At 39.7% G+C, this 14,319-nt stretch carries 15 protein-coding genes; 2 read left to right on the top strand and 13 right to left on the bottom strand.

Going from position 1 to position 14,319, the window contains the following annotated elements; all coding sequences use genetic code 11:
* Positions 1-5: 5 nt before the first annotated feature.
* The 4 genes from B9T33_RS10995 to B9T33_RS10980 form a co-directional block, all read right to left on the bottom strand.
* Positions 6-500, bottom strand: coding sequence for a flavin reductase (locus B9T33_RS10995; RefSeq protein WP_086178949.1), 495 nt, complete (start codon positions 498-500; stop codon positions 6-8).
* Positions 501-665: 165 nt separating this feature from the next.
* On the bottom strand, positions 666-1,709 hold the full coding sequence (locus B9T33_RS10990) for a methionine synthase (protein ID WP_086178948.1): 1,044 nt from the start codon (positions 1,707-1,709) through the stop codon (positions 666-668).
* Between the two features lie 111 nt (positions 1,710-1,820).
* Positions 1,821-2,804 carry a putative oxygenase MesX gene (locus B9T33_RS10985; RefSeq protein WP_086178947.1) on the bottom strand — a complete coding sequence of 328 codons (984 nt, stop codon included), beginning with the start codon at positions 2,802-2,804 and terminating at the stop codon, positions 1,821-1,823.
* 505 nt (positions 2,805-3,309) lie between these two features.
* Positions 3,310-4,197, bottom strand: a complete 888-nt coding sequence (locus tag B9T33_RS10980; RefSeq protein ID WP_086178946.1) for an NAD(P)/FAD-dependent oxidoreductase — start codon at positions 4,195-4,197, stop codon at positions 3,310-3,312.
* Between the two features lie 108 nt (positions 4,198-4,305).
* Between B9T33_RS10980 and B9T33_RS10975 the strand changes: the two genes are divergently transcribed.
* Positions 4,306-4,746 carry an Rrf2 family transcriptional regulator gene (locus tag B9T33_RS10975; RefSeq protein WP_086178945.1) on the top strand — a complete coding sequence of 147 codons (441 nt, stop codon included), beginning with the start codon at positions 4,306-4,308 and terminating at the stop codon, positions 4,744-4,746.
* 148 nt (positions 4,747-4,894) lie between these two features.
* Positions 4,895-5,563: an epoxyqueuosine reductase QueH gene (locus B9T33_RS10970; RefSeq protein ID WP_086178944.1), complete on the top strand. Its 669-nt coding sequence runs from the start codon at positions 4,895-4,897 to the stop codon at positions 5,561-5,563.
* Positions 5,564-5,914: 351 nt separating this feature from the next.
* Here B9T33_RS10970 and B9T33_RS10965 read toward each other — a convergent pair whose 3' ends face one another.
* The 9 genes from B9T33_RS10965 to B9T33_RS10925 all read right to left on the bottom strand — a co-directional run bounded on the left by B9T33_RS10965 (position 5,915) and on the right by B9T33_RS10925 (position 14,273).
* Positions 5,915-6,214, bottom strand: a complete 300-nt coding sequence (locus B9T33_RS10965) for a hypothetical protein (RefSeq protein ID WP_228145815.1) — start codon at positions 6,212-6,214, stop codon at positions 5,915-5,917.
* A 48-nt stretch (positions 6,215-6,262) separates the two neighbouring features.
* Positions 6,263-7,000: a 5'-nucleotidase, lipoprotein e(P4) family gene (locus B9T33_RS10960; RefSeq protein WP_086178943.1), complete on the bottom strand. Its 738-nt coding sequence runs from the start codon at positions 6,998-7,000 to the stop codon at positions 6,263-6,265.
* A 112-nt stretch (positions 7,001-7,112) separates the two neighbouring features.
* Positions 7,113-7,691 (bottom strand): nicotinamide riboside transporter PnuC, encoded by a 579-nt coding sequence (gene pnuC, locus B9T33_RS10955; protein ID WP_086178942.1) that lies wholly within the window; start codon positions 7,689-7,691, stop codon positions 7,113-7,115.
* Between the two features lie 13 nt (positions 7,692-7,704).
* Positions 7,705-9,876 carry a TonB-dependent siderophore receptor gene (locus B9T33_RS10950; protein ID WP_086178941.1) on the bottom strand — a complete coding sequence of 724 codons (2,172 nt, stop codon included), beginning with the start codon at positions 9,874-9,876 and terminating at the stop codon, positions 7,705-7,707.
* Positions 9,877-10,062: 186 nt separating this feature from the next.
* Complete coding sequence (locus B9T33_RS10940) at positions 10,063-11,244, bottom strand: phosphotransferase enzyme family protein (RefSeq protein ID WP_086178939.1); 1,182 nt, start codon at positions 11,242-11,244, stop codon at positions 10,063-10,065.
* Entirely contained in the window at positions 11,241-11,366 is a 126-nt protein-coding gene (locus B9T33_RS16650; protein ID WP_265733594.1) for a hypothetical protein, read from the bottom strand. The genes B9T33_RS10940 and B9T33_RS16650 overlap by 4 nt, the downstream gene beginning before the upstream one ends.
* Positions 11,367-11,587: 221 nt before the next feature.
* Positions 11,588-12,280: a GntR family transcriptional regulator gene (locus tag B9T33_RS10935; protein ID WP_086178938.1), complete on the bottom strand. Its 693-nt coding sequence runs from the start codon at positions 12,278-12,280 to the stop codon at positions 11,588-11,590.
* Between the two features lie 315 nt (positions 12,281-12,595).
* Positions 12,596-13,408: a DUF4198 domain-containing protein gene (locus tag B9T33_RS10930; RefSeq protein ID WP_086178937.1), complete on the bottom strand. Its 813-nt coding sequence runs from the start codon at positions 13,406-13,408 to the stop codon at positions 12,596-12,598.
* 52 nt (positions 13,409-13,460) lie between these two features.
* On the bottom strand, positions 13,461-14,273 hold the full coding sequence (locus tag B9T33_RS10925) for a hypothetical protein (RefSeq protein ID WP_086178936.1): 813 nt from the start codon (positions 14,271-14,273) through the stop codon (positions 13,461-13,463).
* Positions 14,274-14,319 lie beyond the last annotated feature (46 nt).

The following is a 14,319-nucleotide window of genomic DNA, read 5'->3' as shown; positions in this document are numbered from 1 at the left end:
AGTATTTAAGCTTCTTCAACTTGGCCCACTTGATGATAAGCACGATTAAAATACACGAGGCTTTGATCTTGTTCACTTTTTTGAATTGCAGCTACACGGCAAATAAAAATGCTATGCGTACCCACTTCCTGAATTTGATCAATCTCGCAGTCAAAACTCACCAAAGCTTCTTCAAACACAGGCGATCCAGTTTCTAGTGTGGTCCAGTTGCCTTGACTAAAACGCTCATCCGAACCGTATTTACTCGATGCAAATACATTTGAAATGTGCTCATGTTCAGCAGCCAATACATTCACTGTCAAGATTTTATTTTCAATAAAATGTTCATGTGAACGTGATGATTTATTCATGCAAACCAATAAAGTTGGAGGTGTATCAGTGACGCTGCATACCGCTGATGCAGTAAATCCATAACGGCCAGACATTCCTGCAGTTGTCACCACATTGACCGCACTTGTTAACAATGACATTGCATTTTTAAAGTCTGTAGCTTGAATCATCACTTTATTCCTCAGTCCCTCGTTTGGAACTGCATGTTTCCTATATGTTGACCTGCCTAATGATTTCGACCTTAGGCAAATGATCTAATGCGTTTTAACAAAATTTGAAGTGGGATGGTGTGTCCAAGAGATCGAACACACCATGCTCTTATACGAATTAAAAAATTAAGCAGAAAGCTCTTTCCGGATAATTTCTGCACCTGCGCTTAATGCGTTTAATTTGCCGCGTGCAACTTCACGAGCCAATGGCGCCATACCACAGTTAGTAGAAGGATAAAGCTTGTCTGCATCCACAAATTGCAATGCTTTACGCAGTGTATTCGCTACTTCTTCAGGCGTTTCCACTTGGTTTGTAGCCACATCAATCGCACCGACCATCACTTTTTTACCGCGGATCAATTCAATTAAGTCCATTGGTACATGTGAGTTTTGGCATTCTAAAGACACGATATCAATTTTAGACTGTTGCAGTTTCGGGAACGCTTCTTCGTATTGGCGCCATTCAGAACCTAAGGTCTTTTTCCAATCTGTGTTGGCTTTAATACCGTAGCCATAGCAAATGTGCACCGCAGTTTCACATTTCAAACCTTCAAGCGCACGTTCTAGAGTTGCCACGCCCCAGTCATTCACTTCATCAAAGAATACGTTAAATGCAGGTTCATCAAACTGGATGATGTCTACGCCTGCAGCTTCTAATTCACGCGCTTCTTGGTTCAAAATTTTGGCAAATTCCCAAGCCAATTTTTCACGGCTCTTATAATGACCGTCATACAGCGTATCAATCATCGTCATTGGACCAGGCAAAGCCCATTTAATTGGCTGATTGGTCTGGCTGCGTAAAAACTTCGCATCTTCGACAAATACTGGCTTTTGACGGCTTACAGCACCTACAACACTTGGAACGCTCGCATCATAACGGTTACGGATACGTACAGTTTCGCGTTTCTCGAAATCCACGCCATCTAAATGTTCAATGAATGTGGTCACAAAATGCTGACGGGTTTGTTCACCATCACTAACAATATCAATGCCTGCATGCACTTGCTCTTGCAATGACAAACGTAAAGCATCCTGTTTTGCTTCAAGCAATTGCTCGCCTTCAAGTTTCCAAGGCGACCAAAGCTTTTCTGGCTCTGCAAGCCAAGATGGTTTTGGTAAGCTACCTGCTGTTGACGTTGGGAGTAGCAATTTTGGTTGTACAAGTGCCATTTTTAAATCTTCTATCTCTAAATTTTTTACAAAGAATCAATTTCTTGCACATGCTTCATTCGTTATGAACTGCATATGCAAGAAATCTAGTGTCTAAATCAAACTGTGCGATTAAGCGGCATTTTCAACGCTGAAATTAGCAGCCCATTCATCAAGAATGTCTTTATATGGCTTAATGAAGTTTTCTTCAGTCCATTTACCCTGTTTTACTGCCAATTGACCACGTTCAACACGGTCATATACCACTTGAGTCAGTGAGAAATCTTGATAGTTCAAGCTTGGTTGATATACCAGACCTGCTACAGAGTTGGTATTGTAAATTTCAGGACGGTACACTTTTTGGAAACTTTCCATGGTGCTGATCGCGCTGATCAATTCAAAATCTGTGTAGTCGCTTAACAAGTTATTTTCAGAATAGAATGCCAATGGTGCAGTTGCATTTTCAGGTTTGAAATAACGAACGCTTAAGCCCATTTTTGCAAAATAATCATCAGTACGTGAATGTTCATCATTGGTATATTCCACACCTAAGATTGGATGAACATTGGCAGTACGGTAATAGGTTTTAGTGGTTGAAACACTTAAACAAATTACAGGCTGTTTTTTAAATTCAGCTTTGAAGACTTCTGAATTTACAAGGTGTTGATATAGCTTACCGTGTAGATCACCAAAGTCTTCTGGCTTTTCATTGAACTTGCAACCTAGTGCTGGCAGTACCACGCTAAAGTCATAGTCACGTACATAAGAAGAGAAACTGTTACCAATCATGCCTTCGATGCGTTCATTGGTTTTATGGTCAATGACAGTACATTTCAGTGTTTCAATAAATGGGAAAGTTTGACCGTTGCCTTCAACATCTAATTCAGCAGAGATAATATCAATTTCAAGTGAATAGCGATCTGCATTTGGGTTATCACAGCTTGCCAACGTGTTAAAGCGGTTATTGATCATTGCCAATGTACGGCGCAAATTTTCTGCACGGTGTTCACCACGTGCTAAATTGGCAAAGTTTGTTGTTTGGCGTGTGTTATTTGATGGTTCGTAGTTCTCATCAAAACGAATTTTTTTAATTGAACATGCAAATTTATTACTCATGATCTTCACTGCCCTAATATCTAAAAATAAATCAAAATTTCTGTATGGAGCAATTTATACGTGAATTCTAAGATGAATAAAAATGATTTAGTCTCAACACAAAGTGAGTAAAATTCACTTTGATGGCTTTAGTCCAATGAAAATCACTCAACTGAGTAAAATTAAAGCAAGTAGACTTCGTTAACAAGGATCTTTAAAAAACCATAAAATTACTTATACAACAATGCTTTATTAAATTTTTATAGTTATAAATTAATTGTAAAACATTAAATTAAATCATTCTTTTCAATAGAGCTTTATCCATATAAACATACTTAGGAATGAAGCTTAAAATTTATTCAAAATGAATTTAGCTCATGTTGAGATGAGAAAAGATCAAAACTATTAATTGAATTTTAGCTCATATACACGTTGAAATTAGAGTGCACCTAAATAGTTTTTAGATGTAAGTATCTGAATTTCTCATCAGATACTTACTAAATTCGTGTTCCAGCAATAAACACAGTTAAAAAATTAAAGACTTATGCACCACAATACCTGTCATTGCGCCATCACCAACCGATAATGCAACTGAACCACCTGAACGAGTCACATCACCACAGGCATAAATCCCTTTCACATTTGTTTCTTTGGTCGGTGAAGTTTTAATGGTTTCACTATAATCATTGCAGTCCATCTCTAAACCTAATTGATGAATCCAGTTTGATTGAAACCGCGTAACTGTAGAAACAAATAATCCATCCAAACGAATGCTCTCACCATCGACAAAGACAACATCACAATGGCCTTCTATATGGTCAATTTTGCGTGTTTCGATCCGAATTTGACGTTGCGCAAGTTTAGTTAATAGCTCATCATCGAGTTGATCTTCACGAACTGCATCATTTAAAAATAAGGTCGTATTGCCCCAATCAGGCAGCATTAATGCCGTTTGTAGTGAATGCATTCCTGATGCCAGCATGCCAATTTTACCTAAATTCAGTTCATAGCCATCACAATATGGACAATGATAAATAGCTTTACCCCAACGTTCTGCTAAGCCTTCTATTTGCGGTAATTCATCTTTTAACCCTGTGGCAATAATGATTTTTTCTGCTTGAAACTGCTGTTCACCTGCAATGACTGAATATTTCCCTGCGGTAGCTTTTACATCCGTAACTGTTTCCAATAACCATGAAATAGTTGAATATTTTTTCAATTGTGCTCTAGCATCTTCAGTAATAGCATTTGGTGAACGCCCATCTTGCGTTAAAAAGTTATGAGAATGTTCTGCAAATCGATTGCGGCGCTGCCCTGCATCAATAATTAAAACACGGCGGCGCGCACGCGCCAAAGGTAGAGCCGCAGAAAGTCCAGCATAACTACCACCAATGATCACAACTTCATAATTCATTTCAAACTCAATATTATGTAACTTTAAAAGTTACTATATCATTCTAGAAGTTTATACGGAACTTTTAATGTTACAATCTATAAAATCACTCTTATGATAAATTTCGCCATGCGTAAAGATAGTAAACTTTCACGAATGTTGCATGTGATGCTACATATGGCGCGTGAAAATAAACCTTTCACCTCAGACTACATTGCTGAAATGCTGGCAACAAATCCGGTTGTGGTACGTAGAACCATGGCAGGATTAAAAAAGCACGGATTTGTTGATTCGGAAAAAGGCCCTGGTGGCGGTTGGACACTTATTCAGCCATTAAACCAAATTTCCTTATATGATATTTATCTTGCTGTTGGCGAACCTTCAATTTTTGCAATTGGAAATGAGCATTCAGAACCAAATTGTGTGGTCGAACTCGTCGTGAATCGAGCACTTGATCATGCCTTTTTTGAGGCACAAGAGATTCTCATCAAAAATCTCAAGGAAACCCGATTAGATCAATTGGCGCATGATTTTCAGATTGAATGGAATAAACAGATTAAAAAAGAATAATTTGGACAAATCTTCAGGCTTGATTCAATTTTTAAGCCAACAACCTGAATCTACTTCATCTCATGCTTAGAAAATATCAGCGTATTTGACCAGCAGCACAACCATGAATTGCTAGAATATAAGGTTTAGAATTAATCCTTATTATTTTATGTCGAACAAACTCGAACGCCAAAAACTGACATTGCCCAATGGTCATGACAAACTTCTGCTTCACTCTTGCTGTGCGCCATGCTCAGGGGAAGTCATGGAAACATTGATTGAATCGGGTATCGATTTTTCGATCTTCTTTTACAACCCCAACATTCACCCCGTCAAAGAATATGAAATCCGTAAAGAGGAAAATATCCGCTTTGCAGAAAAGCATAATATTCCTTTTATTGACTGTGACTATGATACTGACAACTGGTTTGAGCGCGCTAAAGGTATGGAGAATGAACCTGAAAAAGGCATTCGCTGTACCATGTGTTTTGATATGCGTTTTGAACGCACCGCACTATATGCAGCAGAACATGGTTTTAGCCTGATCAGCAGTTCATTGGGTATTTCACGCTGGAAAAATATGAAGCAGATTAATGATTGCGGTCATCGCTCTGCCTCACATTATTCAGGTATTAGCTACTGGGACTATAACTGGCGTAAAAATGGTGGCGCCGTTCGTATGCTGGAAATCAGTAAAAATGAAGAGTTTTATCAGCAAGAATATTGCGGCTGTGTATATTCACTGCGTGATACCAACCGCTGGCGCATGAGCCAAGGACGCGATCGCATTAAACTTGGCGTGAAATTTTATTCCAATGCTATGGACGATGAAGATTAGCAGTCACTTCTAAACAGCTGTCTTTAGGCTTCTGTTGCTAAATACCAATTTTTCCAAGAGCTGGTGCTGCGTACTGAAAGCATTAGCTCTTGAGTAGCATTTCATACGTGTTCACTATTTCCAGTGGTGATGAGTAGTAATGGGTATAAAGTAATTCTATTTCTTGATCCCCGCGCTTCAGTTAGAACAAAGCTCTAAAAACTTGTCTATTTCAAAGTTTGCATTAGTGTATGCCCAAGCATTGCCACATTGACATTCAAAAAAATTTAAATCTTTTTTATGACTTTTATTTTCATCTTTTTAATATCAATATTATAACTAAATTATGTTGGCTCATTGTTTGATCCAAAATTATTCTTCATAACGACAAAAAACCCACCCTTTATAAGAATTTAATTTCCCAAATGGTTGATTAGATTGCTTTAAATTTATTTCCTGTTTTAAAAACTCTGGACAGGATGACATTATTTCAGTCACAGCATTATCTATGATTTCAAAATCATCCTCTTCAGGAACTACATCCAAATACCCATATATTAAAATGGTGTCACTCGTAAAATCGTATGCAATTGCACGGATATTATTGGCTATTGCTCCCAAAAAACTATTAAAAATAATCAATTTTAAATTTGTTGCATCCATAGGTTCCATCGTCATTCATCTACAACAGGTAAAATGGCCATAAAAAATTCCGCCTTATTATTTAGCTTCTGACCAAGCACCATAGCTGACATTGGGCAGCACAATAAAACGCTCACCAAATTTTTCTTTATTCTTTGCCACAGCTTTTGCCCGCTCTACAGGTGTTTGATGATTACTGAATGCATCGGAAAAATCATGCAAAGTATCCCCAAGCAGCAGCACAATTTCATAGTCTTTGGCAGCAATCTGACGGCGCTGTTCTTTAGATGTGCCGTACAGCAAAATTTGATCACTTTCTACCTGCGGCAGATTCAACTGCTTCATCATCCGCATTGCCGATGCACGGTATTTTTCAGCACGGTCGGAAATATAAAAAATCTTCACATCTTGCTGATTGGCATAATTCAGAAAATCTAGACTACCAGAAATCAGCTTAGGCTGCCCTGACTGTTCCCACGCATCCCAAGATTTCCAGTTGGTATAATCTTCACAGCGCTTTAAGTCATTTACAAAAACATCAGTATTGTCTAATACGGTTTCGTCCAAATCTGTGACAATCGCTAGATTTTTGGCATCTGGATGATTCTGCAAAATTTCTTTTAAACGATGTGTTGCAATATTAAAAGCTTGCAGCTGCAGCGCTTGTACTTCTGCAGAGCGGTTTTGGAATTTCAGGCTCATACCATATTGCTGTACTGCAGTGCAGCTTTGCGCTTCTTTTGCCTGAAGCTGTGCTGCACCTAAAATTGCGATTGACGACAGCACAAAATTTAAGCTGTTTTTTTTCATGTTCATCTTCACATTCACCTTTAAACAGCACACTGGATTCGCTTTCCAATGGCTCGCCTAAATTCACTTGGTTCATAAATTAATTATTCAGTTTCATCACTCAATCGTTTTAATGTCATTACAGCAACACGGCATTTTGCTGTTCGGCTTTCCATTGCTGCTTCCACATCCGCCAGCCATTCAGCGCCAACAAAATAAACAGGAAATATAAGAACGCAGTAAGATTGAGGGATTTATACACATACATCAGCACATAAATGGCATCTAAAATGCACCACATGGCCCAGCTTTCTATATATTTTTTTGCTGCCCAATAGCTCGCCACCAAACTGAATGATGCCAGCATCGAATCCAGCCACGGTAAGGAAGCTTGGGTATAGACAGAAAATAGCAAGCCCAGAAACACACCACCTACTGCACCAATTGCAATACTTTTGAGCATAATTGGCTTTTGCATATAGCCAGCGCACAAAGGCCGATCTACAGTGGCTTTAGACCAACTATACCAACCGTAAATTTGCATAATGACAAATACAGCTTGCAGCGCGGCATCTGCAAATAAATGCACTTGGTAAAACAAAATCATATAGAGAATCACCGCGACAATATTCACCAGCCAGCAAATGCGATACTGTTTTGATGTGAGCCAAACACCCAATACATTTAAAATAAAAGCGGCGATTTCTAAATGAGACATATTTGATACCTGCTTAGAAATTCAATTTAAGGGCTAAATTGGCTGTACGCGGTGCGCCAAGGAACATATAACCATCTCCATCCGATTCCCCTACATCTCTCCAATATTTTTTATTCAATAGGTTGTCTACATTTAAGCGAAGCTCTGCATCGGTTTTATTCCATTTGAAGGCATAGGCTGCGCCAGCATCAAATACGCTATAACCACCCACTTTGGCTGTGGCTTCACGGTTAGCAAATTTACTCGAGCTATAGCGCCCGCCTGCCATCAGTTTTAACCCCTCTACTTGCGGCAGATCATAAGTAACAAAACTGGCGATACGGAATTTTGGTGCATTTTGCATTTGATGGTCTGCATAATCTGGGTTGGATACACCATCTAAACGTGTACGCGTAAATGCCATGCTGCTGTTCATGCTCAGTCGCGGTGTGATATTACCCGACAGTCCAAGTTCTACACCTCGGCTCTGCTGTTCGCCTTCTTGAATAAAATAGTATTTTCCATCCGCAGGATTTATAGCGGTATATTGATTGTCCTGACGTAAATCAAACAGGGCCGCAGTGAAAAGGAACTGGTTAATTTGCTGTTTATAGCCCAATTCATACTGTTCAGACTGAATTGGCGCCAAGATATCGTCACCATTTTCTGCATACCATGCGGCAGAACGGCCATCCGATAGACCTTTTGCATAAGATGCATATACAGTTGCATCATCGTTTGGGCTGTAGCTTAATGCCAGCTGCGGCAGGAATTTATCTAAATTGGTGTCACGGGTTTGCACGGCTTTACGGCTATAGGCCTGCTCATCCAAATGAATCCACTTACCGCCCAATAGCGCTGACCATTGCTTTCCAAATTCGATTCGATCAGAAGCGGTGATGGCCCATTGAGAACTGTCCAGCGCCTTGGTGCGTGAGCCGACTTGTTCAGTCGTCGGGGCAAAATCAATGGTATCTTCATAGATATTCCCCACGCCTATATATTCATTGACACGGTCAGAACGTTTACGCGATTTATCGGTTTGCCCCAACTCTAGATTTACATGATGCAAAGTATTGGCCAATGACCATTGCCCTTGCAGCTGTGCTTTTAGCTGACGAGTAACATAGGTATCGTCTGGGTTTTGATAATCATAAATATCGTAATTGCCGTTGGCATCAAAGCCATTGCCTAAACCGCTGTACTGGCAAACACTGCTGTAGCAGCCCCATGCAAATGTGGAGTAATCATCAATTTTGACTCGGCTGTAAGCGCCCACCAGATTTGCTGTCCAAAGATCATTCAAGGCATAGCTATATTTTAAACTGCTATTAATGCTGTCCATAGTGACGGGCTTGCCCCAGCTTTGATAAGCCAGCAAACGCTCTGGCTGCACATTTTGCGGCACTTTGCCATCCAGCAGCTGATAGCCCGGAACAGACCGCTGCTGCTGACGCTGCGCCTCTATATCAAACTGCAATGCAGACTGATCTGTCACATTCCAATCCAGCGCCAATGAACCCATATAGCGTTTACCGCCCACATGATCGACATAACTGTTGATCTGCTCGCCGACCAAATTCACACGATAACCCAGCTGCTGCTCGCTGCCTGCAAAACCACCAACATCCGCCGCTATCGAGAATTGACCGTTTTCATCGACATTCACACTGGCAGCTTTCACCTCTTTCGGGCGCTTAGTCACATAATTAACCACACCGCCGGGTGTAGACATGCCGCTTTGAATGGCCGAAATGCCTTTTAGAATTTCCACCCGCTCTTTATTTTCTAAAGATAGGTTTTGCTCCCCGCGCACCACATTGCCATTCAACAAGTAGCTTGATCCTAAATCCAGCGTAAAGCCACGTGATACAAAATTTGAGTAATAGCCAATCGGCGCATAACTGTCCCCGACAGAGGCATCATTTTTTACGACATCTGCTAAAATACGCGCATGCTGATCTTCCAGCAATTTGGCATTGAGTACGGTAATTGAAGCCGCTGCTTTCTTCAGTTCTTTTGTGCCAAAACCTTCCAGCGCAACAGTATTTTTTTCTTGATCAGCTGCTTGCGGTGCTGTAACAGTAATGGTTTCCAATTTTTTAACTGCAGCTTCAGCGAAGGCTGACGGCACCCAGCACAGCTGTGACAGAACCGCAGCTTTAACTGCCAGTACCAATGAATTTTGCTTAAATTGAAGATTCATATTTAACCTTTCCATTTTTCCCTAAAGCGCGCTGCATCAATCTGCAAGCTGCAGTCGTGATGGCTTGGCGATGAAATCGATAATTTTTTGAAATAGAAGTGAATATGTTTGTCGCAGCAAAGATGCACGAAGCACTGATTACAAACTGAATGCGGATTAAAAATGGCTTAAACGTCTGAGGCTGCATCATGACTTACACACCTCAAAAGTGTGCCCCTTATAAGACTGAATCAACTGCGCCAATTTTTGACAAAATTGCAGGCCTTGCGGCTGGAAGAACCATGCTGTATGTGCAATGAGCCAGTCATAGTAGGCTGCATCGGCATGTTTGATGTTTTGAGTAATACCCGCGAAGTATTCCAGCTCGGACAGTGCGAAATCACTATGCACAATTTTGATCAATTCAGGCAGTATTTCCAGCTCTGGACTCAATCCCGCCTGTTCAATATAGGCCCAAACAAAAGCAGTCAAACCCGCTTCATCAATATAAAGATCAGGTCCCTTCGCCAACGCAAGCCAATCAATAAAATTTCGCTCAATTGCCACTGCCAAATCATAAATAGCACTGCAACGATCGGCTAAACCAAAATCAATAACGGTTGTAATCTCTGCAGCATCAGTTGCATCTGACCACAGTAAATTTGAGGCATGAAAGTCATTATGGGTCCAAATTTTGGGCACCTGCTGCATGGTGCTTTTAATCTGACTATGCACACTGATCAGCTGCTTCAGCCATGTCTCATCTAGTACTTTATTTGCAAAATATGCACTCAGCGCTGGGCTATTTTGAATGCGCTGTGAAATAGCTAAATGGATGTTTTCGCTTTCTAGCAAGTCTTGATTTGAAATCAACTGCTCGGCACTTCGCCCCTGAGTGACTGGATAATGCTTTGCCGCTTGATGCAGTTCTGCTAATTTTTTTCCTGCTTTTGCCGCATGCTCTGCATAGAAGAACGGTTTCCAAGACAGCTGATTGGCATAAGGATCTACACCATGCGCTTTTTCATGCACTTCATAGCTCCACTCTCCCAACTCCACTGCCGTTGCGCCATGATGTGCAGAGATAATTTTTGGCACATCGATGCCTTGCGCATCTAAATAACGGATAAGTTGATGTTCTTGCTGTAAATCTTGCGCACTGCGAAATAAACGGTTGCTGCGTTTAACAAAAAAAATCTGAGCATTGACCTGCAGCAAAAGCGCTGCTGAAAATGGACGCGGGCTACGCCATAAAATAGTCTGTTGACCAATGACTTGCGGATAGTGCTGCTGGAGTGAATGTAGATCACCGCTGGAAATATCCAACCAATCTTTGATTTCTGGACTTTCTCCCATGCCATGACCCAAATTTTTGGTTTGCTCCATCATGCGGCAGCACCCAAAAGTCGATAAGCGTCAAACACATACAGTGGAGCATTCAAACAGCTGAAGAGATTTAAGCCCAGCCAGCGATCTTGACGATCATTGTCATATTGAAAACTTTGAGCCATGCATCATCCCACACCCGATAAAACAGTGCGAAATGTATTAGATATAAGTGGTACATACCAATATTATTTACTGATTAAATTATTTTTTTAAACTATTTATTCGATCTAACAATAAATACCATTTCAATTTCAGTTGACTCTTTTCTATTGGTTTATCTGCAGCGCAATGATTATCCATCAATCGATGTATTCAAAATAATATAGCTGAGTAAAAGATCAGCTTAAGCATAGATCTCCATATTCATTTCAATTTTATCCTCAGGCCATATTTCAATATCGAATTCAATCACTTGATCATCTGATTTTGATATGCGTTCAATGCGTATAGCCGTTTGACTCGATGGAATTCCAAGCTGTTTACCATCAAACTCTTCCGCTGCCGTATTTTTAATTTTTAAACGGCTGCTGCTGTAATTGAATTGATAATGATTTTTTACAACTTCTTCAACTGAAGGAATGACGTCAAAATCGAGAAAATTTGGAAATAAAGCAGCAGGCAAATAATTATATTCCAGCAATACTGGAACATTATCTGCATAACGCAATCGTATAATCTCAAAAAAACCATCTTGGCTGATTACAGGGTCAAAAACATCTGCCCCATCAAAAGCAGAATCGACCAATTTTGCAGAAACAAGTTCTGTTTTAGCGTTAAAACCTTGCGCTTTGAGGTAGCTGTTAAAGTTTTCTATCGACGCTGGGAAGTACTGAATTTTTTTATTGCTCACAAACCAGCCGACATTATGCACTTTATAAATTTTGTCTTCTGCGCGTAGCTGCTCGTATGCTTTACGAATGGTTTCTCTAGAACACTCATACTTCAGTGCCAAATAGCGTTCCGATGGAATCAGCTGATTGGGAGCATATTGTTGTAGTTCTTGCCCAATTAGGTTTCTGATTTCCATGTATTTCATATGCACTATCCTTTCAATCGAAATGGGCTGGCAACTTACCTAAAACGCTACCACAAATTTTAACCTCGCTTATTATAAAGCAAGAAATTTCAGCTAAAAGGCTTGTATAGGACTTAACAGCATTTTTCTGAGTGAATTTAATACTTCAAAAATAGCATCCTAAAATTATGCAACTGAATATGTTTCAGAATCCATTCACATTTGAACCTTCATCCAATAAAAAGACTCGGATTTAAAAGTCCGAGTCAGGTTTTGATGACAACAATATGTTGTTGAATTTCAAATGTGCAGCTAAGAATTCTAAGCATTCACATTTTAAGGATTCACATAAACACTCAAAATACTGCGATAGGTATTTAATTGCGGCTTAATGGTTTCATTCAGCTCAGGTGAAGTGACCGTCACCAAATATTGACCTTTTTCATTAAATGGCAATTGAACTTGACCTTGTGCATTGGTTTTTAATTTTAAAACCTCGCTTTTTTCACTTGCTGAAGTCTGCTGTTTTTCAAGCTGCACTTGATAACCGTCAGCTGCTTTCTCATTTAACTTTACTGTCAAAGTAAATGATTGCCCCACTTTAATGCTATTTGGATGTACCGAATAATCAAAACTTAAACCCAATTTTGACTGATTCTTTTGAATATCCGATGTCTGATACTTCGAGAAAAAGCTCAGCAACTCATCAATACGATTCACATCAAGTTTTTCATTCTTTGGGCTCAATTCTGTAGGCAGTACAAATGAACGCGCATCCAATGGTGGAACATTTGTACCTTTCGCATCAAGTACACGTAGCCAGCGCTTACCGACTTTTGCATATTGAATGCTTGCACTGCGCTTACCTACAATTTGATAGGTTCCATCAATGGTGGATTCCACATTGGCACTGCTTAAACTTGAAGTGCTTACGACCTCTAGATTTTTTTGTTCATGTTTGGGATTAACCACATAAAAATCAAAACCACGTATAGCAACTTCTGAATCAAAAGCATGTTCTGCAAAACCCGATAAAATCGAGGTATTGTTGCCATTTACAATATAATTACTTGGTGCAATAAATGGTGAATGTGCTAAAGCATTCACGCAAATCATCGCCAAAGTACATGCAAGCAATGTTTTTTTCATTACTCAAATCCTATTAAATTTAAATAAGTTTATGGTCTGTTGATTGAATGCTTTATTGGCTAATTGCTCGATCTAATTGTTTGGCAAATTTTTCAACATCTTTCGCTTGAATTGTTGCTTTTCCGCCACTCATGGCCTGGAATTTACGCGCTGAAACTTCCTTCATTTGTTCTTTTCCAGACACCGTATTTTTGTCAAAACGTCCCATAAATTCATCCACATATTCTTTTTCAGAAACAGTTAAATCTTGATTGCTGTCTGTGGCAAAAAATTGCTGATCCCGACCACTTAGAAAATCACCCAACGTTGCATGACCTTTGCCCTTGCCATATTGATTGATAAATTCTTGTGGATTGTTGGCCATTGGCATTGAAATTGGTAGACGGACGCGGAAGCCATCATGTGTTTCTGTGCCCTTGGCTGCGGCTGTTTTCACATCATCCTGAGTCACGATGCCATCGCCATTTTTGTCATAATCAGCAAAGTTTTTGAGTCCAATATCTTGGAATTCTTTTAAGGTTAATACCTGATTTTTATCTGCATCTAATATACCATAGCGAACATAAGCCTGTTTTAAAGACATTTCACGGCGTTGTTTCATCAGCGTATCTAACTGCTGTTGTTCAAATTGTACAAACTGATCTTGCGTGACCTTATTATGTTGTTTAAATAAATCAGCATAATTTAGGCTAAATTGTTTGATTAAGGTTTGGCTATTCTGTGATTTGTTGTCTGGATGTTGAAGTACATACAAAGCATATGCTTCTTGAAATACAGAGGGCTCTGCATTTACGTCCTTCGCTGCCGTCCATGTTGCTACAGCTGCAATTGCTGCGCCCAATGCATATACAGTAAATTTTGACATCATCAAGTCCTTATTTTTGCAAAAGTTTAAATTGATCACAGCAGTT

Origin of the sequence: Acinetobacter sp. ANC 5054, assembly GCF_002135295.1 — a bacterium.
In the GTDB taxonomy this organism is placed as follows: domain Bacteria; phylum Pseudomonadota; class Gammaproteobacteria; order Pseudomonadales; family Moraxellaceae; genus Acinetobacter.
The sequence above is the reverse complement of the archived record's forward strand: the minus strand, read 5'-3'. Positions and strand labels throughout refer to the sequence as shown.

Coding starts and splice junctions, on each gene's coding strand:
- B9T33_RS10995 (WP_086178949.1), bottom strand. CDS start 500: ATGATTCAAGCTACAGACTTTAAAAATGCAATGTCATTGTTAACAAGT.
- B9T33_RS10990 (WP_086178948.1), bottom strand. CDS start 1,709: ATGGCACTTGTACAACCAAAATTGCTACTCCCAACGTCAACAGCAGGT.
- B9T33_RS10985 (WP_086178947.1), bottom strand. CDS start 2,804: ATGAGTAATAAATTTGCATGTTCAATTAAAAAAATTCGTTTTGATGAG.
- B9T33_RS10980 (WP_086178946.1), bottom strand. CDS start 4,197: ATGAATTATGAAGTTGTGATCATTGGTGGTAGTTATGCTGGACTTTCT.
- B9T33_RS10975 (WP_086178945.1), top strand. CDS start 4,306: ATGCGTAAAGATAGTAAACTTTCACGAATGTTGCATGTGATGCTACAT.
- B9T33_RS10970 (WP_086178944.1), top strand. CDS start 4,895: ATGTCGAACAAACTCGAACGCCAAAAACTGACATTGCCCAATGGTCAT.
- B9T33_RS10965 (WP_228145815.1), bottom strand. CDS start 6,214: ATGGAACCTATGGATGCAACAAATTTAAAATTGATTATTTTTAATAGT.
- B9T33_RS10960 (WP_086178943.1), bottom strand. CDS start 7,000: ATGAACATGAAAAAAAACAGCTTAAATTTTGTGCTGTCGTCAATCGCA.
- pnuC (WP_086178942.1), bottom strand. CDS start 7,691: ATGTCTCATTTAGAAATCGCCGCTTTTATTTTAAATGTATTGGGTGTT.
- B9T33_RS10950 (WP_086178941.1), bottom strand. CDS start 9,876: ATGAATCTTCAATTTAAGCAAAATTCATTGGTACTGGCAGTTAAAGCT.
- B9T33_RS10940 (WP_086178939.1), bottom strand. CDS start 11,244: ATGATGGAGCAAACCAAAAATTTGGGTCATGGCATGGGAGAAAGTCCA.
- B9T33_RS16650 (WP_265733594.1), bottom strand. CDS start 11,366: ATGGCTCAAAGTTTTCAATATGACAATGATCGTCAAGATCGCTGGCTG.
- B9T33_RS10935 (WP_086178938.1), bottom strand. CDS start 12,280: ATGAAATACATGGAAATCAGAAACCTAATTGGGCAAGAACTACAACAA.
- B9T33_RS10930 (WP_086178937.1), bottom strand. CDS start 13,408: ATGAAAAAAACATTGCTTGCATGTACTTTGGCGATGATTTGCGTGAAT.
- B9T33_RS10925 (WP_086178936.1), bottom strand. CDS start 14,273: ATGTCAAAATTTACTGTATATGCATTGGGCGCAGCAATTGCAGCTGTA.